The 24,875-nt window shown below is 59.9% G+C and carries 13 protein-coding genes; 5 read left to right on the top strand and 8 right to left on the bottom strand.

The features are described from left to right. Positions 1 to 116: 116 nt before the first annotated feature. On the top strand, positions 117 to 6,227 hold the full coding sequence (locus JSY17_RS07430; RefSeq protein WP_206401525.1) for a membrane-targeted effector domain-containing toxin: 6,111 nt from the start codon (positions 117 to 119) through the stop codon (positions 6,225 to 6,227). A gap of 8 nt (positions 6,228 to 6,235) precedes the next feature. Here the strand turns inward: JSY17_RS07430 and JSY17_RS07425 are convergent, their stop codons facing one another. The 8 genes from JSY17_RS07425 to glnE form a co-directional block, all read right to left on the bottom strand. Continuing rightward, positions 6,236 to 7,669, bottom strand: a complete 1,434-nt coding sequence (locus tag JSY17_RS07425; protein WP_200977570.1) for a lipopolysaccharide kinase InaA family protein — start codon at positions 7,667 to 7,669, stop codon at positions 6,236 to 6,238. Continuing rightward, positions 7,669 to 8,448, bottom strand: coding sequence for a lipopolysaccharide kinase InaA family protein (locus tag JSY17_RS07420; protein ID WP_206401526.1), 780 nt, complete (start codon positions 8,446 to 8,448; stop codon positions 7,669 to 7,671). The genes JSY17_RS07425 and JSY17_RS07420 overlap by 1 nt, the downstream gene beginning before the upstream one ends. Further along, entirely contained in the window at positions 8,445 to 9,179 is a 735-nt protein-coding gene (locus tag JSY17_RS07415; RefSeq protein WP_117186692.1) for a lipopolysaccharide kinase InaA family protein, read from the bottom strand. Before JSY17_RS07415 ends, JSY17_RS07420 begins: the two co-directional genes overlap by 4 nt. Next, the gene (gene rfaP / locus JSY17_RS07410) at positions 9,179 to 9,985 is read right to left on the bottom strand and encodes a lipopolysaccharide core heptose(I) kinase RfaP (protein WP_206401527.1); all 807 of its coding nucleotides are present in this window, start codon (positions 9,983 to 9,985) and stop codon (positions 9,179 to 9,181) included. The genes JSY17_RS07415 and rfaP overlap by 1 nt, the downstream gene beginning before the upstream one ends. After that, positions 9,982 to 11,106, bottom strand: a complete 1,125-nt coding sequence (locus JSY17_RS07405) for a glycosyltransferase family 4 protein (protein WP_206401528.1) — start codon at positions 11,104 to 11,106, stop codon at positions 9,982 to 9,984. Before JSY17_RS07405 ends, rfaP begins: the two co-directional genes overlap by 4 nt. Continuing rightward, positions 11,106 to 12,170 (bottom strand): lipopolysaccharide heptosyltransferase I, encoded by a 1,065-nt coding sequence (gene waaC, locus JSY17_RS07400; RefSeq protein WP_206401529.1) that lies wholly within the window; start codon positions 12,168 to 12,170, stop codon positions 11,106 to 11,108. The genes JSY17_RS07405 and waaC overlap by 1 nt, the downstream gene beginning before the upstream one ends. A 2-nt stretch (positions 12,171 to 12,172) precedes the next feature. Next, positions 12,173 to 13,204, bottom strand: coding sequence for a lipopolysaccharide heptosyltransferase II (waaF, locus tag JSY17_RS07395; RefSeq protein ID WP_206401531.1), 1,032 nt, complete (start codon positions 13,202 to 13,204; stop codon positions 12,173 to 12,175). 142 nt (positions 13,205 to 13,346) lie between these two features. Then, positions 13,347 to 16,304: a bifunctional [glutamate--ammonia ligase]-adenylyl-L-tyrosine phosphorylase/[glutamate--ammonia-ligase] adenylyltransferase gene (gene glnE / locus JSY17_RS07390; RefSeq protein ID WP_206401532.1), complete on the bottom strand. Its 2,958-nt coding sequence runs from the start codon at positions 16,302 to 16,304 to the stop codon at positions 13,347 to 13,349. 384 nt (positions 16,305 to 16,688) lie between these two features. On the opposite strand from glnE, the gene aceE reads away from it, so the two are divergent. From aceE to msrA, 4 genes are all read left to right on the top strand, one after another. Continuing rightward, positions 16,689 to 19,334, top strand: coding sequence for a pyruvate dehydrogenase (acetyl-transferring), homodimeric type (gene aceE / locus JSY17_RS07385; RefSeq protein ID WP_117186697.1), 2,646 nt, complete (start codon positions 16,689 to 16,691; stop codon positions 19,332 to 19,334). 152 nt (positions 19,335 to 19,486) lie between these two features. Continuing rightward, positions 19,487 to 21,118, top strand: coding sequence for a dihydrolipoyllysine-residue acetyltransferase (aceF, locus tag JSY17_RS07380; protein WP_206401533.1), 1,632 nt, complete (start codon positions 19,487 to 19,489; stop codon positions 21,116 to 21,118). 305 nt (positions 21,119 to 21,423) lie between these two features. Next, positions 21,424 to 24,117 carry a sensor domain-containing phosphodiesterase gene (locus JSY17_RS07375; protein WP_117181693.1) on the top strand — a complete coding sequence of 898 codons (2,694 nt, stop codon included), beginning with the start codon at positions 21,424 to 21,426 and terminating at the stop codon, positions 24,115 to 24,117. A gap of 89 nt (positions 24,118 to 24,206) precedes the next feature. Further along, on the top strand, positions 24,207 to 24,854 hold the full coding sequence (gene msrA / locus JSY17_RS07370; RefSeq protein WP_117167265.1) for a peptide-methionine (S)-S-oxide reductase MsrA: 648 nt from the start codon (positions 24,207 to 24,209) through the stop codon (positions 24,852 to 24,854). Positions 24,855 to 24,875: the final 21 nt, after the last annotated feature.

The following is a 24,875-nucleotide window of genomic DNA, read 5'->3' as shown; positions in this document are numbered from 1 at the left end:
ATAATTATCTACACCTCCGCTGCGCAGCCTTTCTGATTGATTGAGGCGTATCACAGTGGCCCGACGGCCCTCAATCAAACCCCAGCGCTTGAAGTGCTCAACGGAAAACACACACGATGGAAACATTGCCCCCCTCAACCGGGTTCTTCGACGATACCTTGCCGGCGGCTTCGGCCGCCCTCAAAAGACTCTCGGAACTGAGCACCAGCCTGCTCACCGATTTCAAGGCACTGCCCGCAGTCGATGACGCCCTGCTGGATGCAGACACTTCACGACAAGAACAGGAAACCGTCCGTCTGCTGCAGCGCATCAACGATTACTGGGATGCACCCAGTGCCTCCGACGGAACCCGCTACGAGAAGTTTCTGACCGGCATGCAGCAGGCACTGCGGGACGAACTGAGCATCAAGATCCACGAGCGCGACCTCGGCACACAGTATCTTGCGTGCCTGCCAGCATCGCGCCGCCGGTCGGATAGCCCTTCGCCGGTTGCCGCCAGAAACTTTGCCTTGCATGTACATGTCCAGGAAAACGAACAGGCAGAAGTGGCGGGGGCTCTGGTGATGTCCCGGGATCCGCAGGGCCCTACCCTGCTGGTCCTGCCCGGCATCGGTGCCACGGGGTTCAGCAGTCTGGAAAACATGTGCAAAACCCTCTGCGACTGGCTCAATGACCCGACCTTGAAAGATGCGCTGCTCAATTGCATGGAGCAGCGCCATCAGGACGTTCTGACAGCGATAGTCGAAGATCCCGATCTGCACCTCGAGCCCTTCACTGCCGCCGACCTGATGCTCACCCCCATCGTGGGCGATCCTTACACCTACGCCATGGAAAGGTTGCTGCATAAACAGTACGAAGATGTCCGCTACGCCTGCACACAGGGAACAGGTCATGAGCGGAAAAAACGCCAGACACTGATCCGCAATGCCATTGCCATGCGCGGCCTGTTCGGGCCGGGTGCCATGCTGGAACTGCGCGAGCTGGAGTCTCTGGAAAGGCGCTATCGCCGCAACCTGCCGGACTGGATCAAGATGGCCAGTCAGGGGGATCGCAACGACTATGCCGAGCGCCTGCGACAGTACGATCAGGCCCGCACCGTCACGGTCAGCACCATGAATGCAGCCGCCTCCCCGGAACAGTTTGCCCGGGCACAACTGCGCACGAGGCTGGCCAACGATCTGGGCTACGACCTGGATCCGGGCGCTATCAAGGCAAGCACTCAGCGCACCCTTCCCGTGACAGGCGAACCCTACACCGTGACCCGCTCCCTGGCAGAACTGGCACTGTACGGCCTGCACCCTGGCGACCGCACGGCGGGTTCGGAGTTTCTCGAACACACGACCTTCAGCCTCGAAGGCGCACCACTGGCAGCAGACTACGCCGCCTTGACCCCGGCGTATCTGGCCAAGGTCATCGACGAACTGGACCTGCGCCTGAACTTCGCCGCCTTTCAGCAGGCCGAGACTCGCAAAGAATACAACCAGCAACTCATGGAGCTTCTGACCCGACGCCAAGTCAGTGCACTGGCGTACGCGGCGAAAATGCAGGGCCATATCCAGCCCGCCGATTTCACGGTCGTCGAAGCCGTGACGAACCCGCAACAGGTCACAACAGACTACCGGCTGCTCATTCAGCAGGTCAGGCTGAACCGCCTGATAGTGAGCAAGCTGCTGGTGATTCGCCAGGAAACGACAGGCGGCCAGCTGGAACGGCTGATCATGCTCGCGCTCGACACGCCGCAAAACCGCTGCTTCTGGGCCTTCGACAATGAAACCCAGTTGCGCAACGAACTGGTCGGCTGGGCCCGTTCGGCCCCCCTGAGCGACTACCTGCTCCAACAGATCGAAGTGGCGAGTCGCGCCACACTGGCAGCAACACTGGCCGCCCTGAAGCTCAAACCTCACCCTTCGCCGGACTTTCTTCAACTGGTCAGCCTGTCGGGCTTTGACAGGGGGCTGCGCATCCTCGCAGAGCAGCACGTCCGCGTGGCGATGTCCGAAGAGGAACGTCACACGCCATCCTGGTATCGAGGGGCCAGCCCTGCACAGCGTCAGGAACTGACGGCTCTGGAAGACGCAGCCAACGGCGCACGCAAGAATTACGACGCCAAACCGCATACCCACATGCAACCGTTCAAGGCCTATGTACACGAACGGGCCAGCCAGCAGATCGGCAAACTGCTCGGCGTGCCGGTCGGCAGCGTAGATCCCGACCTGATCGTGATCCGCAGTGAACGCGAAACCGTCACCTACACAGATATGCTGCGCAATGGCTATGACGACAGCATCAGCCTCATCCGCAGCACCGCCGACACCCATGCAACGTTCAGCGGGCCGGAAGGTGTGAACCTCAGCGTGCTGTCGCCGCAGAAAGTCGCAGAGTCGGTACGCAATCAATGGCTGGCCGACGACTATATCGCTCTCGTGAAACGCACTCTGCTCAATGCAGGCTCACAAGGCTACGAATACCGCCGCAAGACCAGCCTGCTGATAACCCAGTTGCAGATGAAAGCAGCAGCCTTGCGCAGCCTGCTCAAAGGGCATATCAACGCAACCCAGTATCAATGGCTCCGCGACTCCATCGACCACGCCCACCAGAACGAACCCCGGATACGTGCGCAATACCCGCTTTACCCCTTGCAGATACATGTCGACAAACCCTTTATCGGCTCGGGGCTGGACGGCTCGGACAAACTGGTCATTCCCGACACCAACCTGATCCACATCGAAACCGTGCAAGGCTGTATAGCCATTCTTCCCATGTCCATCAGGCAGGCGTCGCTTCTCTACACACCTCAGGCACCGGATGGCATCGAGTTCCGCCTGTTCAGCAGCTTTACCGACTCGCTGGAGACACCGGGCATGATCGATTACTACAAAGACCGTTGCCGCCTGAAATCGGGCAGGACGCTGTCGTTCTTTCTCAACGACATGCGTAAGGGCAATGCCAACAAGGCCCCCTTTCTGCCCAGGGAATCCATTTCCGACTTTGCCGACACCTGCTTCAATCGTCCCATCCTGCGCAAACTGAGGGATGTGGAAGAAACCACTACCGGGCGCAATGACATGCTGGCCAGACTGATCTGGGTCAGCGTCGAAGTGATAGCCACCATTATCACCCTGCCATTTCCGCCTGCCAGTTTTGCCGTAGGTGCCTTGCTGTCCCTGCATGACACCGTCCGGGCGCTCCAGTCGCTGCGTGACGGCGACACGGAAACCGCCAGCGCCTACATTCTGACCGCCATGATCAACAGCTTCGGTGCGGCAGGCGATCTGCATTCCGGCCTCAAGGGTTTCGGCAGCGTAGTACGTCAGATAGGTCCGCCACCGCCCCCCGATTCGGCACTGCGCCCCTTGCAGCGAGCGTCTTCGCTGTCACGCTACGAAGACCTGTACCCCATAAACCTGCACAATGAGTCCTTTCTGGTCGGCAAACCGGACGCCAACGGCTACTTCCCGGTTCTGCGCAATCTCGGCGACTCCCCGAGCGAAGTCGGCAACACCGGGCAATTCGTCAAACCGGGGAGCAACGGAACATGGCAGCCGTCAGGCTCGGTGTCCGGCACCTCAACACTGCCTCATGCAGGCATACATGAGGGCTTTGAAGTCCGCCTTTCCCTGAAAAACGTGCCGCGTATCGGCGAGGGTCACGCCAAGGGCGTCTGTACCGTCAATGGCAAACATTACATCGACCTGTCCGGCAAGACCTTCGAGGTGCAATACAACGCACAAATGCGTTGCTGGCAGATCATCGATCCCGACAACCCGTTCACCTTCTTCGGCAAACGCCCCGTACGCCTGGATGAACAGGGCAGATGGCAGCTCGTCGACCGCCAGCAATTACGTGGCGGCGGGCGTGACACCCCACAGAGCTACCGACCATTGCCCCGGGAGGAGATTGAAAACCCAGGCACGGCTCTCAGCGATTACGAGCTGCCGGCGCACATGCAACCTCATATGGATCTGATTATCAGCGGGGAAGGCTACGATCCGAGCGGTCTGGGCATGATGCAATACTTCGAAAGCTACTTCGGGGAAATGCGCCTGAAGCTCACCATCCTCAGGGAAAAGCTCTACCACGATGCCAATGCCTTTTTCGCTGCCCCGACCTTGCCGGCGCGCCCCTCATTGCCAACGCTGGAATACGGGGCAGACATCGACACGCTGTTCGAAAGCCTGTTCGCCCACAGCAAGGGCCTGGTCCTGAGCGAAACACCCCGGTCGGTGGCCAGCAAACGTCTGCTCATCCAGAACATGCCCCTGCTGGCCAAGGAACGGGTGGAAATTCTGTATATCGAGCATCTGTTCACCGACAAGCATCTGCCAAAACTGGCCCGCTATCGCCAACTGGGCAGAAAGACCCGTTCCGGCTCTCATGAACTCAAGGAGCATCTCGAATATATCAACGACAAGGCACTGAATAACCAGACGACAGAGTACGACTATTACCATCTGATCAAGGCTGCCCACAGGCATGGCATCGAAGTCAGGCCATTCAGTTCCTCGATCAGTTACCCACTCATCAGGCACCCCGTATCGGCTGCCGTCGACGATGCGGCTGCCAGCCAGAAAATGAGCAACTTCTTTGGCCACAAACTCATCAGCAGTGATGTGGCGGCCGACCCATCCAGGCGCTGGATAGCCCTGCTGGATGAAAAGCTGGCGACTACCCACGGTCAGGTTCCCGGTATTGCCGAGCTTGAAGGCGTGCCCAGCATTCATATCGAGGACGCTGCAATCACCAGCCCGACGCGGATCAAGGCCGCAGCCGGTCATGCATCGATCGATTCGGCAAACCGCAGCGACTTCACGATAGAGTTCGCCAACCCCTTGATTCTGGGGCCGGCAAAGAAGCGCCCCGAGAGCACATTACTGGATATGGCCCTGTTCAAGGACCTGGGCAACAGGCAAACCCGGGAGAACGTACAACTCTGGGCAGGCGAATACGGGTTCCGCTGGAGCGAGGCCGACGGCTGGGTGCGTATCGAACCCGAGCAATGGACGCCCAACAACCCGCCGAACGCAATTCAGCAGTCGCTGGCAAATTCCACCTACGAAATCCCTCTGGAGAACAGAAGTACTCTCTACCAGTTGGCGAACTTCGAACATAAAGGACTGGATCAGCACTATTTCTTCATGAGCCCCGATCTGAGCGAAGTGCGCAACAAGTTCTTCAAGATACGCAGCAAGCTGCAAGCCGATGCCCGCAACCTCGCCGGCATCGAAATGCCAAAACGACCGACAATGCCCAGCGTCGAGCCCCAGACCCCGCTGCCGGACTTTCTGCAGACGCTTTATCAACACACCGACGGCGTGGTGATTGGCGAATCCCACTCTTCGGTGGCCAGCAAAAAGCTGATTATCGACAACCTGCCACTGCTGTCGCAGCAGAAGGTCAAGACCCTGTATCTGGAGCATCTGCTGGCTGACCTGCATCAGGCGGATCTGGACCGGTTCTTCGAGACCGGACAAATGAACAAGACCCTGCTGCATGATCTCAAGAGGCTCGACAGAGGCCACCATACCGACCCGAGCGGGGTCTACAACTTCGAGCAGTTAGTGATCAAGGCGCGGCAGAACGGCGTGGAAATCCGTGCCATCGACTGCTCGGCGAGCTATCACCTCAAGGGCCTGTTCAGAGAAACCGCCACCTCTCGCCAGCAGATGATGAATTACTTTGCCCACCTCACCATCCGCAAACATCAGGAAATCATGGGCACGCACAAGTGGATCGCCCTGGTAGGCAACACCCACGCCAATACCTACCAGAAGATCATACCGGGCATCGCCGAGCTGGAAGCGGGGATAGGCCTTCGTGTTACCGATGCTCCACCCGGCCAATCCAGAGGCGTGATAGCCGATCCGGGCGACAGCATGAGACGCGGCCTGAGCACTGAAACCGTGCCGATCAAAAGCGACTATCTGGTGGAAATGGAAATCCCGGGAGCGATCCGGGCCATCCCTGCACGGTCCGAACTGGCTCTGCCCGTCGAGGAGCGGCTGGTCAGGCCTGGAATGTTCCTGATCGAGCAATCCCAGGACGGCCTGCAAATCATCGCCCACCGCTCACGGGACACACTGATTCACCGAACGCTGGTGCAGATCAATGCCGAAGGCAAGATCTACATCGATCGTCCGACCTGGAGCAACATCCACATGAAGCCTTACAACAACATGTTTGCACTGGTGACAGCACTCGAGGAACTTAACATGACGTATGTGGCCTGACCTCGGCCCTATCTTGGCAAGCGCTGCTCCAGCAACCGGTGCAGCGCACTGTCCACCGGCCAGTTGCGCATGAAACGCGCACGATCGCGGGCGAATGCAGCGGCAAAGGACGACTGGGAAGCGTGTTGCTGCATGGCGTCCAGATCGATCAAGGCCCAACGATCTTCATGCCAGAACAGGTTATGTCCCTTGAAGTCGCCATGGCTGATGCGCTCACGGATCAATTGCTCGAAAAGCTGCACCAGCGCCAGCAGCTCATTCTCCGGCACCTCACCCGATTCGACATGAGGTGCGAACCGCTTGATGATATCGGGTCCCTGCAGAAACTCGGTCACCAGATACGCCTTGCGACGCAGGCCCAGTACACGCTGCTCCAGCACCGCCAGCGGTCTGGGCGTGGCAATACCCAGAAACTCCAGCCGATTGGCCTCACGCCAGGAATGCCAGGCACGGCTCGGACGCCAGAAGCGTTTGAGCCAGTGGCTGAAATTCTTGATGTTGTAGCGTTTGATAACCAGCGTGCGACCATTGACCTCAACCCGGCCTACGCTGGCCGCACCACCGGTCTTGTACAGATGGCCCTTGTCGAGCAAGGCATCGGCCTGCTCCAGCACCGGCAGCAAAGCAGCCTCTTCTTCACGACGAATCGCGCGAAATTGTGAAGCGCTGTCTACAACGCTGAACAGGCTGCAATCACGGCCGGTCTTGTTCAGGTAATCCTTCAGACGCCAGCTGCGCACCTTGTCGATCTGCTTCTGCAGGGCTTCCATGGGCAAGGCGTGTTCGGCATTGCTCAACAGGTAGTGCACCAGCAACTCTTCAGTGAAAGGCTCCAGCGCCTTGGGCAACTGAGCGAAAAACACGCCGAGGTTTTCCAGCACGGCCTGTCGGGATAACGGCTTGCCTGCTTCTTCGGCACGAATACCGGCACCGTCGATCAGATACAACTGGCCGTTATGGCGCAGCAGGTTGTCCAGGTGCAGGTCTTCCTGCCACAAGCCCCTGGCATGCAACAGGGCAACGGCTGACAGCGCTTCCCCCAGCACCGACTGCTGCTCATCGGCCAGCGGCGGCAGATTCCGAACCTGCTCCCAGGCATCGCCCAGGCTTTCGGCACCATCCAGAAACTCGAACAGCAACCAGCCGCCTTCACCGTCCTGCAAGCCATCGGCCAGCAGCAGCGGCGTGGTCAGGCCTTGCTCGGCCAGCAGGCGGACGCCATCCAGCTCACGCTGAAAATGCCGGGCGGCCTTGTTGCCCACCAGCAGCTTCGCCAGCACCGTGCGGCCACGCCAGACACCCGCGCCGACATAGCGCTGACCCGGCAGCACGCGCAGCAGCGTCAGGAGTTGCAGGTCGGCCGGGCCAATGGCGTCGGCCAGGGTCACGTTCAGGGGCAGCTCAGGTGTGCGTCCGGCATTCTTGAGTTCAGACAAACGCATCAGCGTGCCTCTTTGTTGTCGCGCTGGTGAAGGTCGCGCTTGTGTTGACCACGCTGCCCCAGACGCAGGCACCAGGCATCGACCTGAGCGCTGTCGGGAGCGGCCTGCAGATAGGCGGCAAGCAACACACGCAACTCGTCGGCTCCCCATGCCGTCGCACGACGCAGCAAGGGCTCCAGATCCTTGATCAGATCACGCTTGCCGAAGAAGACCGGGCGGGTTTTCTCCAGATCGATCAGTTGCGCCACGTAAGTATCGCCACGGGCCTGCAGGAAAATATGCTTGGGATAGAAACAGCCATGAACCTGCCGGGCCTGGTGCAGGGTGCGGGCCAGTTGCCCACAGGCCTCGATGATTGCGGTTTGCTGACTGGCGTCCAGACTGGGCCATTGCTCAAGCAGGACATACAGATCCGTCCAGCCATCCAGCGCACGGGTCATCAGAATCGCCCGGCGCTCGCCATCGACCTTGCTGTCGCCATAGAACACCGCCTGCAAAGCCGGGATACCCAGCTTCTGGTAGCGTCTGATATTGCGAAACTCTCGGGAGAACGACGGCTCACCGAACGGGTGATGCAGCGTATGGGTCAGGTAATTGCTCTGGCGCTTCAGATAGAACCCCTGCCCCTCCAGCTCCAGACGAAACACACTGCTCCAGCCGCCACGCCCGGTATTGGGCTCATCGACGGCATCGAGCTTTACATTCCACAGCGCCTGAAAATCGGCCAGACCATGGCGTTCAAGCAGGGCACGGTCGGAATCGGCAATGAAAACGCTCATTCGCGCCCCTCGAAAAAACTGACGATATGACGAATACGCTTCTTGTCGGAAGCATTCAAACGCTCCCGCTGCCGATACTGCAGATAGAAGCGCAGTCGCTGGGTGGCGGATAAATGGTATTTGGCGACCTTGTCCAGACAGGCCAGATCCTTGGTGATCCGGTAGCGAAGCATGAAGCTCCACCAGAAGGCACCGTTGGGGCAATCGATGAAAAACAGCCTGTCCTGATCGTCGACCAGCAGATTGCGCCACTTCAGATCGTTATGCGTGAAATGCTGGTCGTGCATGATCCGGGTGCAGCGCGCCAGTTGCCGGCTGATGACATCGACCCAGGCACGATCCGCCAGCCGCGAGTCCTTGTGCCGGGCCAGCTCGGACAGGTCTTCGGTACGCGGCAGCTCGCGAGTGATCAGCGCGCCACGATCATAAGCCGCGCCCTTGCGCTCCAGGCCCCAGGCCACGACGTCGGCAGTCGGAATTCCCCATTTGGCGAAGCGCTTGAGATTCTGCCATTCGGATTTGACCCGTGGCCGCCCCAGATAGCGACGCAGGCCTTTACCGGCCCCGGTGTAGCGCTTGACGTAATAGGTCACGCCGCTGCGCTCCACACGAATCACTTCGGAGAGCAGATCGCTGGTCAGTTGTTCGCCCTGCAAGGCAAAAACCGCGTCCAGACTACCGAAGTCCTCAGCCAGGAAGGCGTATTCCGGCTCAAGATTCCAGCCCGCCATCAGAGCGCATCTCCGTAACGCAATTTACGCTGATACAACTTGTCCGCCTTTTTATCCAGCCAACGCAGCAATGGCGCTTCCCGAGCCAGCACTTCGCGCAATGGCCTCTGGAAGTAGCCCTTGAGAAAACGCAGTTTGTCGCGTCGGGTAAGACCGATGTCCAGCGCCGAGAAATACAGCGCGGCCAGATCCTTGTTACGCCAGCGCGGCGTGATCGCACGCCGGGTCTGGGCACGGTGCAGATCGATGACCGAGAGCCTGAAATCGTCGGCAGTCACCGGTTTGTCGGTATGCAGCAGGAAGTGGCAGATGTAGCAGTCCCGGTGATTGACTCCGGCACGGTGCATCATCCCGACCATGCGTGCGACTTCGGCAATCAATGCGCGCTTCAGGCGCGGCTCGGGCGGCTCGTTGCGCCAGTTGATGCTGAAATCCTCCAGGCTTTCGGTAGGGGCCAGTTCTTCGGTGACGATGAACGAATGCTGGGCAGCCGGATTGCTGCCACGTTCGCCATAGGCCACGGCGGTCATGGTCGGCACGCCGGCTTCCTTGAGACGCGCAATCGCCTCCCATTCCTGGCCTGCACCCAGCACCGGCAGCTTGGCGGTCACCAGATTCTTGGCGATTTCACTCCAGCCGATGCCACGATGAATCTTGACGAAGTAGCCGCGCCCATCGACCTCGGTCCGAAGCGTGCGACGCCCTTCCAGTTCGCGATACACCTGACCTTCAAGCGCCTCGACCTCGGTGAATGCATCGCGCCCGGCCCACAGGCTCTTGAAAGGCTCAGAGAGGTGCAGCTTCATTGATCGTGCTCCGCCAGTATCACATCGGCAGCGTGCTGCGGCATGCTGTAGAGGTCAGCGGTATCGGCGAACGCCAGGCCGTTCGCGCCCCAGCTGCGACGTGCGGCATCGTCTTCGAGCATCTTCGCCAGATAACCGTTGAGCTGCGCCTGCTCGAACGGATCGTCCAGCACCAGACCGCTGTCGGCTTCGGCAATGTAATGAGCGTAGCCACAGACCGCACTGACCAGTACCGGCAGGCCGGCCACCAGTGCCTCGAGCAGCACGGTGCCGGTGTTCTCGTTATACGCCGGATGAATCAGCAGATCGGCGCCGAGCAGGAAACGCGGAATATCGCTACGCCCTTTCATGAAGGTCACCTGTTCGCCCAGCCCCAGTGCTGCGCTTTGCAGCTGGAATACTTTGGGGTCGTCCTGGCCGATTACAAACAGGCGCGTACGTTTTTTAAGTTCGGCAGGCAAGGCGGCCAGCGCCTTGAGGCTGCGATCCACGCCTTTGGTCTTGAAACCCGAACCGATCTGCACCAGCAGCAGGTCATCGGCGGCCAGCCCGAACTCCTCCCGGAACCCGGCGCGAATCTGCGGCGCATCGGGCGGCGCACGGCGATCCTGAGAGATGCCCGGCGGCAGCAGATGAAAACGCGACAATGGCGTGTCGTAATGCTTGATGAACAGCGGCTGCTGCACTTCGGAAATCATCAGTACCTGAGTTTTCGCGTCCTTTGCGAATACTGCCCGCTCGTACTCGGCAAAATGGCGATAACGGCCCCATTTGCGGTAGAGGGAATTACGCAGGTTCTGCGCCTTGTCCTCGAAACAGCCATCGGCGGCGTAATACACGTCCAGACCGGGCATCTTGTTGAAGCCGATCAGGCGATCGACCGGGCGCCTGGCCAGATCCGCTTCCATCCAGGCGCTGAGCTTCTCGTTGCGTCGATGGTTGAAGAACGCCTTGACCGGCGCCACCAGCACTTCGAAGCCAGGCGGCACATCGCCTTCCCAGATCAGGGTGTAGACGCGAATCTGGTGGCCGCGCGCCTGGCACTCCAGGGCAATGCGCATGAAGTCGCGCTGCAGGCCGCCGAACGGGAAATATTTGTAGAGTACGAAAGCCAGTTGCATCAGTTGTGTTCCTTTGCCAGCAACAGCGCGCCCAACTGGCTCGCTACCCGCTCGGGATTCAAGCGAGTGAAGCACATGGGCCACTCGCGTTTGAGGTCAAACCGCTGCTGATCGTCAGCCGTCGGTTGATAGGTGCATTTCTTTTGCAGGCAAGGGGCGCACGCCGGGTAATCACCGGCCAGATGCACCTGAGATTTGCCGTAGGCACCGGTCAGGCCGGGATTGGTCGGCCCGAACAGGGAAATGGTCGGCACATCCAGTGCCGCGGCCAGATGACCGATACCGGTATCCACCGCGACACAGGCCTGCGCACTGGCCAGAACCCTGGCGACACCCGCCAGATTCAGCTTCGGCAAGACCTGCGCATGTTCCAGCCCTTCGGCAATCCGCTCGGCACGGGCCTTTTCTGCCGGGTTGCCCCACGGCAGACGCACTTGCAGCCCTCGGGCAGCCATCAGCTGCGCCAGTTGCCGCCAGTATTCCTCGGGCCAGTGCTTGGTGGCCCAGGTGGTGCCATGCAGAAACAGCACGAAGGGCGCTTGCAGCGTTTCATCCAGTGCCGACAGGCGTTTGAGGCCGTAATTGCCCAGGCCCGCCGGCAGCGGATAACCCAGTGCCTGAGCGAACAACTGGCGCAACCGCTCCACGGCATGCTGCCCACGCGCTACCGGGTAAGGCCGGTCATAGAAGCGACTGGCAATGGGCTCGCGTGCCGAGTGTCTGTCCAGGCCCGCGACGGGGGCATTGACGTAACGGGTCAGCCAGGCGCTCTTGAACAGGCCCTGGGCGTCGATGACTACGTCATAACGGGTTTCGCGCAAGCGCTGTTTGAAGCCGTTCCATTCGCCGGTCTTGAAGGTCTGCCACAGGTTCTTGCGCCAGCGGCGGATCGCCACCGGAATCACTTTATCCACAGCAGGATGCCAGGTGGGAATCTCGGCAAAGCCCTCTTCCACCACCCAGTCGAACTGAATGCCCGGCAGTGCCTGCGCCGCATCGGTCAACGCCGGCAAGGCATGAATCACATCGCCCAGCGAAGAAGTCTTGATCAGCAATACCCGCAAAGTCAGGCGACCTCCACCGGAGTGCCACCCAGGCGACCCAATGCCTGAACCACAGAATCCGGCTCAAGCAGGCGCATGCAGTTGTAGTGGCCGAAACGGCAGGTGCGCTCGAAACAGGGGCTGCATTCGATCCCCAGTTGCACGATCTCGACTTCATCGGCCAGAGGCGGCGTAAAGCCCGGCGATGTGGAACCGTAGACCGCCACCAGCGGACGGTTCAGCGCAGCCGCCACGTGCATCAGCCCGGAGTCGTTGGAGACGACCGCATCGGCGCAGGACAGCAAGTCGATGGCTTCGGCCAGGGACGTTTCACCGCTCAGGTTGACGGCCTCTTCGCGCAGACCGGGGATCAGATATTCGCGAATGCTCTCGCCAACCGGATGATCCTTTTTCGAGCCGAACAGCCAGACCTGCCAGCCTTCACGAATCCGGGACTCGGCTACCTGGGCATAGTGCTCGGACGGCCAGCGCTTGGACTCACCGAACTCGGCACCTGGGCATAGCGCCAGCACCGGACGATCCTGGGTCAGGCCGAACTTGGCCAGTGCAGCATCCCGCACCTGGGTGTCGATCTGCAGGCTCGGTTTGGGATAAGGACGCGGCAATTCGGCGCCCTTGTCGAACGCCATCGCCATGAAACGCTCGATCATCAAGGGATAGCGCTGTTTGTCCAGGATCCGCACATCGTTGAGCAGCCCGTAGCGGAACTCGCCTCGCCAGCCGGTACGCTTGGGAATGCCTGCGAAAAAAGGCACCAGCGCCGACTTCAGGGAGTTGGGCAGCAGAATGGCCTGATCGTATTGACCGGCCAGGGACTTGCCGATCCGGCGTCGGGTCGCCAGCTCAAGCGCACCGTGCCCCAGCGGAAAGCTCAAGGCAGCACGCACTTCAGGCATGCGCTCCAGCAGCGGACGGCTCCACTCCGGAGCCAGCACATCGATTTCGCAGGGATGACGCTGCTTCAGGCACTGGAACAGCGTTTGCGCCATCACCATGTCACCGACCCAGCTAGGCCCAACGATCAAAATTTTCATGCTCGATCCAAAAACAGCCAGGGAGGCTTTCAGATTGCGTGACCTTCCCACACAACCTGACGCCTCCCTGTCATAGCTATATATAGCGTTTGATAAACGCAGGAACGTCCCTTCGCGGATGAATCCGCTCCTGCAACTTGGTTCAGGTCAGTCCCAGACCTGCCCAGATCCGCATCACTTCGCGCCGCTCGACTTCAAACTGATCACCGGCCACTGTTCCGGCCTGGTTCTGCAAGGCCTGACGGTGCGCCGCTGCACGGTATGCCTTATAGGCTTCGCGCAACAGGCTGGCATCGACATCAGGCAGCAACCCGGCCTCTTCGAGGCCTTCGAGAATACGAATGTTATCGGTGTAGCGCAGCAGGGCGGGATGCTCTCTGGACCACGCCAAGGCCGCGTATTGCACCATAAATTCGATATCGACGATACCACCGGCATCCTGCTTGAGGTCGAACACCATGGCCGGATCGAAAGCATTGGCCGCCGTTCCTGCCCCGGTCAGTTTAGTCCCCAGGCTGTCACGCATCTTGGCGCGCATCTCGCTGACTTCTGCACGAAGCTTGTCCAGATCGCGCTCGCGCCCCAGAACCGTGGCCCGGACCTTACCGAACTCGTTACCCACATCGGGGCTGCCGACCAGCACCCGTGCACGCACCAGTGCCTGATGCTCCCAGGTCCAGGCTTCATTTTCCTGATAACGACTGAAAGCCCCGAGGGAACTGACCAACAGACCGGACGCCCCGGATGGCCGCAGCCGCATATCGACTTCATAGAGCTGGCCGGAGTTGGTCTGGGTTGTCAGCAAGTGAATGATGCGCTGGCCCAGACGGGTGAAGAACTGCGCACCATCGATGGGTTTGGCACCATCGGTTTCGGTCTGCGGGTCGCCATCATGAATGAAGACCAGATCCAGGTCCGAGCCATGCCCCAGCTCGATCCCCCCGACTTTTCCGTAACCGACGATGACAAAACTCGGATCGCACAGGCTACCGTCGGGACGCGAAGGCGTGCCGTGCCGGGCAACGGTATGCCGCCAGGCCAGGGCCAGGACCTGCTCCAGAATCGCCTCGGCCAGCCAGGTCAGGTAATCGCTGACTTTCATCAGCGGCAAGCTGCCGGAAATCTCGGAGGCCGCCACCCGCAGACGATGGGCCAGCTTGAAATGCCGCAGAGCCTCCATCTGTTGCTCCAGATCATCCTCGGGGATGCGGATCAGCCGCTCGTGCAACTCGGCCGCCAGTTCCGGTGCCAGTGGCGGATTGAACAGACGCCCTTCGTTGAGCAATTCGTCGAGCAGTAACGGGTAGCGTGCAATCTGCTCCGCAATCCATGGGCTGGCCGCACATAAAGTCAGCAAACGCCGCAAGGCATCGGGATTTTCAGTGAGCAGCACCAGATAAGCCGAACGCCGCGCTACCGCTTCGACCAGCGGCAATACCCGCTCGATGACCAGATCCGGGTTTTGATGTTCGACCGCCTGGGCCAGCAGACGCGGAATGAAGGCATCCAGACGCTCGCGCCCCAGACGCTGCATCGAACGTAACTGCGGACTGCCGCGCAGTGTAGCCAGTTGCCGGATAGTCTTGTCGGCATCGACAAAGCCGGCCTGGGACAACTGACGGCACGCGGCTTCTTCATCCTGGGACTCCTGCCACAGCGGCAGCCATTCACCGCCCACGATGACTTCGTCGTCATCCGGTTGCTCATCGTCGGCATCGGCGTCCGGGTCGGCAATCACCTGACGGAAATGCCATGACACACGACTGCGCCAGTGCATCAGTCGTTCATGGAAGGCCGACCAGTCGGCAAAGCCCAGCATGAAGGCAATACGTGCCTGATCCTGTTCGTTGTCCGGCAACATCTGGGTCTGACGGTCGGCAATGGCCTGGATGGCATGCTCGGTGTAACGCAGGAATTCGTAACCTTCGCGCAACTCGTCGGTCACGGCAGAAGGCAGATAGCCCTGCCCTTCAAGGGTCTTCAGCACCTTGAACAACGGACGCTGCTGCAGGCTCAGGTCACGACCACCGTGAATCAGCTGGAAGGCCTGGGCAATGAATTCCACTTCACGAATGCCGCCAGCGCCCAGCTTGATGTTCTCGGCCATGTCCTTGCGCCGCACCTCCTGCTGGATCAACTGCTTCATGGTGCGCAGCGCTTCGATGGCGGAGAAGTCCAGGTAACGGCGGTACACAAACGGACGCAGCATTTGCAGCAGTTGCTCGCCAGCCGCCTGATCGCCGCCCACGACGCGGGCCTTGATCATGGCGTAGCGCTCCCAGTCACGCCCCTGATCCTGGTAATACTGCTCAAGGGCATTGAAGCTCAGCACCAGCGCCCCCGATGAACCGTAAGGCCGCAGGCGCATGTCGACACGGAATACGAAGCCATCGACGGTCACAGGGTCCAGCGCCTTGATCAGCCGCTGGCCCAGACGGATGAAAAACTCCTGATTATCCAGTGCACGCTTGGCACCCACCGTTTCGCCGCCTTCGGGGTAAGCGAAGATAAGGTCGATATCCGAAGACAGGTTCAGTTCAACCGCCCCCAGCTTGCCCATGCCGAGGATGACCATATGCTGTGGCTGACCGCTGCGACGCCCGGTCGGGGTGCCGAGCAACTGGCAGTGACGCTCGTACAGCCACTGATACGCCAGATCGATGGAGCCATCTGCCATCTCGGATAAATCGCGACAGGTTTCGATCAGTGCTGCCTGACGGGTAAGATCGCGCCAGATAATCCGCACTTGCTGACGCATGCGCTGGCGACGTAGATTACGCCCCAGTTCATCATCGCTGCTGGCAGCCTGTACGGCGGCAGCTATTTGCCCGCGCAGTTCGCCCACGCTGAAACTGCGCTCCAGCTCGCCTGACTCTGCCAGTTCCAGCAGCATGCGCGGGTCGCGGCAAACCTGTTCGGTGACGAAGTCGCTGGATGCACAGACGCGATCGAATGCCTTGCGGCGCGACTCGGGCCAGGCTTCGAAAGCCGCCAGCGAATCGTCTGGCAGCGCAGCCAGCGCTGTACGAAATGTCTGTTGTGCACGGGTAACTAAAGGCAGCAGGATGGCCGGAAAATCGGCCAGCGAAGGTAGGCTCATGGTCTATCCTTGATCGGCGTGCAGTGGGCTACCTGCCATGTCAGCAAGTTTCATGCGCAACCGCCGAATGTAGAACAAAAGTTATAAATTGCTGAAAAATATGAACCGTTAGCAGAATGAACCAATTTTTCACCACGGATTATAAAATTCGCATCAACGGTAACGTTTTATCTCACAACAAGACAGGAGCGATTTGGTCGCTTCTCTGTAGTTTTACTACTGAGCATGTAACTCGAAGGGCTGAAATGGTCGTCGATTTGTAGTAAAACTACACGCCGCCGGAACAACCCTCCGGTAATCCAAGAATTTTATGTCGTCTGCCCAAAAGGCCAGTCGCAAACTCAGGCAACCGATTCTGGAAGCCTTTCCGCCCTGGAGCAAGCCATGCAAGACCTCGATCCCGTCGAAACCCAGGAATGGCTGGACGCCCTGGAATCGGTTCTCGACAAAGAAGGCGAAGACCGTGCTCATTACCTGATGACCCGTATGGGCGAGCTGGCCACTAGAAGTGGTTCGCAGCTGCCGTACGCCATCACCACGCCATACCGCAACACCATTCCGGTTACCCACGAAGCACGCATGCCTGGCGACCTGTTCATGGAACGCCGCATTCGCTCGCTGGTACGCTGGAACGCATTGGCAATGGTCGTCAAGACCAACCTGAACGACCCGGACCTGGGCGGTCACATTTCCAGCTTCGCTTCCAGCGCGACGCTGTATGACATCGGTTTCAACTACTTCTTCCAGGCCCCGACCGACGAGCACGGCGGCGACCTGATCTACTTCCAGGGCCACGCCTCTCCGGGCATCTATGCCCGTGCGTTCCTCGAAGGCCGCATCAGCGAAGACCAGATGAACAACTTCCGTCAGGAAGTCGATGGCAATGGCCTGTCCTCGTACCCGCACCCATGGCTGATGCCTGATTTCTGGCAGTTCCCGACCGTCTCCATGGGTCTGGGTCCGATCCAGGCGATCTACCAGGCGCGTTTCATGAAGTACCTGGAAAACCGCGGCTACATCCCGGCAGGCAAGCAGAAGGTATGGTGCTTCCTGGGCGACGGCGAGACCGACGAGCCGGAATCCCTGGGCGCAATCGCCCTGGCCGGTCGCGAGAAGCTGGACAACCTGATCTTCGTCATCAACTGCAACCTGCAGCGCCTCGACGGCCCGGTTCGCGGCAACGCCAAGATCATCCAGGAACTCGAAGGCGTGTTCCGTGGTGCCCAGTGGAACGTCAACAAGGTCATCTGGGGCCGTTTCTGGGACCCGCTGCTGGCCAAGGACACCAACGGTGCCCTGCAACGCCGCATGGACGAAGTCATCGACGGCGAGTACCAGAACTACAAGGCAAAAGACGGAGCGTTCGTTCGCGAGCACTTCTTCAACACGCCTGAGCTCAAGGCCATGGTCGAAGACCTGTCCGACGACGAGATCTGGAAACTCAACCGTGGCGGTCACGACCCGTACAAGGTCTACGCGGCCTACCATCAGGCGGTCAACCACAAGGACCAGCCGACTGTCATCCTGGCCAAGACCATCAAGGGTTACGGTACCGGTGCAGGCGAAGCCAAGAACACCGCGCACAACACCAAGAAAGTCGATGTCGACAGCCTGCGTCACTTCCGTGACCGCTTCGACGTGCCGATCAAGGACGCCGATCTGGAAAACCTGCCGTTCTTCCGTCCGGAAGAAGGCAGCGCCGAAGCCAAGTACCTGGCCGAGCGCCGCAGCGCCCTGGGCGGTTTCGTACCACAGCGCCGCGCCAAGAGCATCAGCATCCCGACGCCACCACTGGAAACGCTGAAAGCGATTCTGGACGGCTCGGGCGACCGCGAAATCTCCACCACCATGGCCTTCGTGCGCATCTTGGCGCAACTGGTCAAGGACAAGGAAATCGGCCAGCGCATCGTTCCGATCATCCCGGACGAAGCCCGTACCTTCGGTATGGAAGGCATGTTCCGTCAGTTGGGCATCTACTCGTCCGTCGGCCAGCTCTACGAGCCAGTCGATAAAGACCAGGTGATGTTCTACCGCGAAGACAAGAAGGGCCAGATCCTCGAAGAAGGCATCAACGAAGCCGGCGCCATGTCGTCGTTCATCGCTGCCGGTACTTCGTACAGCAACCACAACCAGCCGATGCTGCCGTTCTACATCTTCTACTCGATGTTCGGCTTCCAGCGTATCGGCGATCTGGCATGGGCCGCTGGCGACAGCCGTACCCGTGGTTTCCTGATCGGCGGCACCGCCGGCCGCACCACGCTCAACGGCGAAGGCCTGCAGCACGAAGACGGCCACAGCCACATCCTGGCTGCCACCGTTCCAAACTGCCGCACCTATGATCCGACCTACGGCTACGAGCTGGCGGTGATCATTCAGGACGGCATGAAGAAGATGACCGAAGAACAACAGGACATCTTCTACTACATCACCGTGATGAACGAAGCCTACACCCAGCCAGCCATTCCGGCAGGCGCCGAGGAAGGCATCATCAAGGGCATGTACCTGCTCGAAGAAGACACCAGGGCTGCTGCTCACCACGTTCAACTGCTGGGCTCGGGTACCATCCTGCGTGAAGTCCGCGAAGCGGCGAAGATCCTGCGCGACGAGTTCAACATCGGCGCCGATGTATGGAGCGTCACCAGCTTCAACGAACTGCGCCGTGACGGCCTGGCGGTAGAACGCTCGAACCGTCTGCACCCTGGCCAGAAACCGAAGCAGACCTACGTCGAGCAGTGCCTGAGCGGCCGTAAAGGTCCGGTCATCGCTTCCACCGACTACATGAAGCTGTTCGCTGACCAGATCCGTCAGTGGGTTCCATCCAAGGAATACAAAGTGCTGGGTACCGACGGTTTCGGCCGTAGCGACAGCCGCCGCAAGCTGCGTCACTTCTTCGAAGTCGACCGCAACTTCGTGGTGCTGGCAGCTCTGGAAGCCTTGGCTGACCGTGGCGACATCGAACCTAAAGTCGTGGCCGAGGCCATTGCCAAGTTCGGTATCGATCCTGAAAAACGCAACCCACTGGACTGTTAAGAGCCTGCTTCAAAATCGGTAACCTGCGCCGTTCAAAGGCGTGAAACAGCCGAGGATGCGGAATTTACACCCGTAAATGAGCATCCAACGCTGTTTCGTTGCAACTGGATACGGCGCAATCGAATGAGCAGGTTCTGCGAAGGAGAAACATTGTGAGTGAGTTAATTCGCGTACCCGACATCGGCAACGGTGAAGGTGAAGTCATTGAGTTGATGGTCAAGGTCGGTGATCGCATCGAAGCAGACCAGAGCATCCTGACCCTGGAGTCCGACAAGGCGAGCATGGAAATCCCTGCTCCCAAGGCCGGCGTCATCAAGGCCATGAAGGTCAAGCTGGGCGACCGCCTGAAAGAAGGCGACGAGCTGTTCGAGCTGGAAGTCGAAGGCGAAGCGGCTGCCCCGGCTGCTGCTGCCGAACCAGCACCGGCTCCAGCCGCTGCCGAGAAACCGGCCGAAGCGCCAGCCGCTGCACCGGCACCTGCTGCCAGCGCTACCGTTCAGGACATCCACGTTCCTGATATCGGTTCGTCGGGCAAGGCCAAGATCATTGAAGTCCTGGTCAAGCCAGGCGACAGCATCCAGGCCGATCAGTCGCTGATCACCCTGGAGTCCGACAAGGCCAGCATGGAGATCCCGTCTCCTGCCGCAGGCGTGGTCGAGAGCGTTGAAGTCAAGCTGGAACAGGAAGTCGGTACCGGCGACCTGATCCTGAAGCTGAAAGTCGCAGGCGCAGCGCCTGCCGCTGCACCGGCTCCGGCTGCCAGCGCTCCGGCAGCGGCTCCGGCCAAGGCTGAAGCAGCTCCGGCTCCAGCACCTGCCGCCAAGGCCGAAGCAGCACCAGCTCCGGCTCCGGCTCCGGCCCAAAGCGGTGCCAAGGTTCACGCAGGCCCGGCGGTTCGCCAACTGGCTCGCGAGTTCGGCGTCGAGCTGAGCGCCGTCAGCGCAACCGGCCCACACGGCCGCGTGCTGAAAGAAGACGTACAGGTTTACGTCAAGGCCATGATGCAGAAGGCCAAGGAAGCACCAGCCGGTGGCGCAAGCGGCGGCGCGGGCATCCAGCCGATTCCTGAAGTCGATTTCAGCCGTTTCGGCGAGATCGAAGAAGTGCCGATGACCCGCCTGATGCAACTGGGCGCGAGCGGCCTGCACCGCAGCTGGCTGAACATTCCGCACGTCACGCAATTCGACCAGGCCGACATCACCGACCTGGAAGCTTTCCGTGTCGCGCAGAAAGCCGTTGCCGAGAAGGCTGGCGTCAAGCTGACCATCCTGCCACTGCTGCTCAAGTCCATCGCGCACCTGCTCAAGGAACTGCCGGACTTCAACGCTTCGCTGGCACCAAGCGGTAAAGCGGTCATCCGCAAGAAATACGTGCACATCGGCTTCGCCGTGGACACCCCGGACGGCCTGCTGGTCCCTGTGATCCGCAACGTCGACCAGAAAAACCTGCTGCAACTGGCAGCCGAAGCAGCCGAACTGGCTGAAAAGGCCCGCAACAAGAAGCTGACCGCGAACGACATGCAAGGCGCATGCTTCACGATCTCCAGCCTCGGCCACATTGGCGGCACCGGCTTCACGCCGATCGTCAATGCACCGGAAGTCGCGATCCTGGGCGTGTCCAAGGCCACCATCCAGCCAGTCTGGGACGGCAAAGCCTTCCAGCCGAAACTGATGCTGCCTCTGTCGCTGTCCTACGATCACCGCGTGATCAATGGCGCAGCTGCTGCCCGCTTCACCAAGCGCTTGAGCGAATTGCTGGCGGATATCCGCACGATTCTGCTGTAAGCCTCAGCAGGCCCGCCCCATGGCGGGCTTTGCCATGTATTTGCGAGCTGCCACGCTCGAACCTCAACCCCGCCCTCAAGCGGGGCTTTTTTTATCCGCTGTCCGGGTTATGTAGCTCGGAAAGTTCCACGGTTTCTGCACTTGTCTACTCTATTGGCGAACCAGGTCAACCGGCTGACACTTTTATAGCACTAAGCCACCGCCCTCTCTTGTAAGCCCGAGCCGCATGATGCAACCTTGCCATACGCGAAAGTAATCCGGGCCAATGCCCTACCGCGATCAGAATTCCGGAAGCGAGTTTGTTCATGAAAAGCCAAACCGATGCTGCCGGCAGAACGGCAGCCGAGGTAGTAACGCAATTGCCTGTGCCCTCGCGCCTGGGCATGCTGCGTTTCGAGCGGCTTAATGAAGCCAATTGGGCGCTGCTGTTTCTCGATCCTAACTGTGAAAAACAGTTCGGCCTGCCTGCCGTGGAACTCTGCGCCCTGATTGGTTCGCCCTACGCCAGCCTGATGGAGCCGGAGGCCCGCTACAAGCTGCATGACGAGATCCAGTTGCAACTGGCATCCACTCCTTTCTATCTGGTCCGCTATACCCTGCACACCCCCAAAGGCCCGCTGGGTCTTCTGGAAATCGGTGAAGCCTACAAACAGCACAATCGTCATTTGCTGCGCGGCTACTTCCTCGTTGTCGAGGGGCTGTTCGCAGATGAAGCACAGACTTTCGGTCCGGATCTGGAAACCCAGAACTCGCGCCTGCAGATCGCGCTGGAGCTCAATCAGCGTGCGCAACGCGATCAGCTCGCCCATCTGGAGAGGGTTCGCGCCCAGCAGGAGCTGATCCTGCGTCTGACCCGTCACCGCTACAACACCGCCAACTCGGTGCTGGAAGCCGCCGAACTGATCACCAAGAGTGCCTGCGATATCTACGATGTCGACCGGGTCGGCATCTGGAGCCTGCACGAGCAGCGCCTGGAGTCGATTGCCGACTATCACCGGCAAAGCTGCGACTATCAGGTGCGCAAGCCGCTGGACATCAGCCAGTACCCCAATTATCTGGACGCGCTGCACAACAGCCGGGCGATCGACGTCAGCAACGTACAGAACGATCCGCGCACCCGCGAGATAGCCGATACCCTGCTGCCCCGCGGCGTCAATGCCATTCTGGACGCCAGTATCCGCATCGATGGCCAGGTGGTCGGCGTGCTGTGCCTGGAGCAGACCGGCTCGGAACGCGAGTGGCAGCCCGACGAAATAACCTTCGCCGGTGAGCTGGCCGACCAGTTCGCGCAGGTCATCAACAACCACAGCCGACGTGCCGCCACCAATGCGCTGTACCTGTTCCAGCGGGCCGTAGAGCAAAGCGCCAACGCCTTTCTGCTGGTCAACTGCGACGGCATGGTCGAGTACGTCAACCCGAGCTTCACCGCTATCACCCAGTACAGCTCCGAAGAGGTCCACGGCCACAAGCTGTCGGAACTGCCGGCTCTGGAAAACCTCAATGCCTTGCTGCTCGATGCCAATTCCAGCCTGAACAAGAGCAACAGCTGGCAAGGCGAGTTCAAGAGCCGACGCAAGAACCTGGAGCCCTACTGGGGCCAGTTGTCGATTTCCAAGGTGTATGGCGACAACCGCGAACTGACCCATTACATCGGCATTTACGAAGACATCACCCAGAGCAAGCTGGCGCAACAGCGTATCGAGCGTCTGGCTTACACCGACAACCTGACCAATCTGGGCAACCGGCCAGCCTTCATTCGCAATCTGGACGAACGCTTCGCCCGGGACAGCGACACGCCCATGAGCCTGTTGCTGGTGGATATCGACAACTTCAAGCGTATCAACGACAGCCTGGGCCATCAGACCGGTGACAAGCTGCTTATCAGCCTGGCCCGGCGTCTGCGCAATACCTTGAGCCCGTCCGACATTCTGGCGCGCTTTGCCAGTAACGAATTTGCCGTGCTGCTCGACCGCAGCGGGCTTGAGGCCGGACAGAACGTTGCCAGTCAGGTTCTGGCGACGCTGGACAAGCCGATGTTCGTCGACAACCAGTTGATCAGCGTCACCGGCTCCGTAGGCCTGGCCTGTGCGCCGCTGCATGGCCGCGACCCGCAGACTCTGATGAAAAACGCCGGGCTGGCGCTGCACAAGGCCAAGGCCAACGGCAAACATCAGGTCCAGGTATTTACCGAAGCCCTCAATGCCGAAGCCAGTTACAAGCTGTTCGTCGAGAACAACCTGCGTCGCGCCCTGACCCAGAATGAACTCGAAGTCTTCTACCAGCCCAAGTTGTGCCTGCGCAGCGGCCGCCTGCTGGGTATGGAAGCCCTGCTGCGCTGGAACCATCCGGAAAAAGGCATGATCCGACCGGATCAGTTCATCAGCGTGGCCGAAGAGACCGGCCTGATCATCCCCATCGGCAAGTGGGTCGCCCGTCAGTCGTGTCGCATGAGCAAGGCGCTGACCGAAGCCGGATTCGGCAACCTGCAGGTGGCGATCAACGTTTCGCCCAAGCAGTTCTCGGACCCGGACCTGGTGTCGTCCATCGCCTCGATTCTTGAAGAGGAAGCGCTGGATGCGTCCCTGCTGGAACTGGAACTGACCGAAGGCCTGCTGCTGGAAGCCACCGAAGATACTCGCCAGCAACTCGACTCGCTGAAAAAGCTCGGTCTGTCGCTGGCCATGGATGACTTCGGAACCGGCTATTCATCCTTCAGCTACCTGAAGAAATTCCCCATCGATGTGATCAAGATCGACCGCAGTTTCATCCGGGACATTCCGGATGACGAGGACGACATGGAAATCACCTCGGCGGTGATTGCCATGGCTCACAACCTCAAGCTCAAGGTCGTGGCCGAAGGCATAGAAACGGCGGCACAACTGAAATTCCTGCGCCGCCATCGCTGCGACGTGGGCCAGGGTTACCTGTTCGACAAGCCGATCCCCGGCGAAGAACTGATCGAAAAACTGAAACGCTACACGCGCCGACCGTCGGCCTGACCCCTCTTCCCTGTACACCGGACTCTCGGGCACACTGTCGGACTGTTTATCCCTCTAATCTGTTTTCACTTATCGAGAGGATATGGTTCATGACTCTTCGCTCGGAAATTCTAGTGAACAAAAATGTACTCCCCACTGCCCAGCAGGCACTGCCAGGCCGTGAAACACCTATCGCCGTTCCCGAACAGCACTTCGTCAACGGCAACCCGTTGCTGGGTCCATTCTCGGGCACGGTCGAATTCGCGATCTTCGGCATGGGCTGCTTCTGGGGTGCCGAACGACGCCTCTGGCAACAACCGGGTGTGGTCAGCACTGCCGTGGGCTATGCGGGCGGCATTACGCCAAACCCGACTTATGAAGAAGTCTGCTCGGGTCTGACCGGCCACAGCGAAGTGGTGCTGGTGGTGTATGAGCCGGAAGAAATCAGCTACGAATCGCTGCTCAAGATCTTCTGGGAAGCGCACAACCCGACCCAGGGCATGCGCCAGGGCAACGACATCGGCACCCAGTACCGCTCGGTGATCTACTGCACCACACCAGAACAGCTCGAAGCGGCCAAGGCCAGCGAAAAAGCCTTCCAGGCCGAGCTGAGCAAAGCAGGACTGGGCGAGATCACGACCGAAATCGATCAGGCACCAACCTTCTACTACGCCGAGGCGTACCACCAGCAATACCTGGCAAAAAACCCGCAGGGTTATTGCGGGCTGGGTGGGACAGGGGTTTGTTTGCCAGCGTAGCTGGCAGCTCAAGCTACAAGC

The organism is Pseudomonas capsici, from assembly GCF_017165765.1.
Taxonomy (GTDB): Bacteria; Pseudomonadota; Gammaproteobacteria; order Pseudomonadales; family Pseudomonadaceae; genus Aquipseudomonas; species Aquipseudomonas capsici.
Note: the sequence above shows the minus strand (reverse complement) of the source record. Positions and strands in the feature narration are given on the sequence as shown.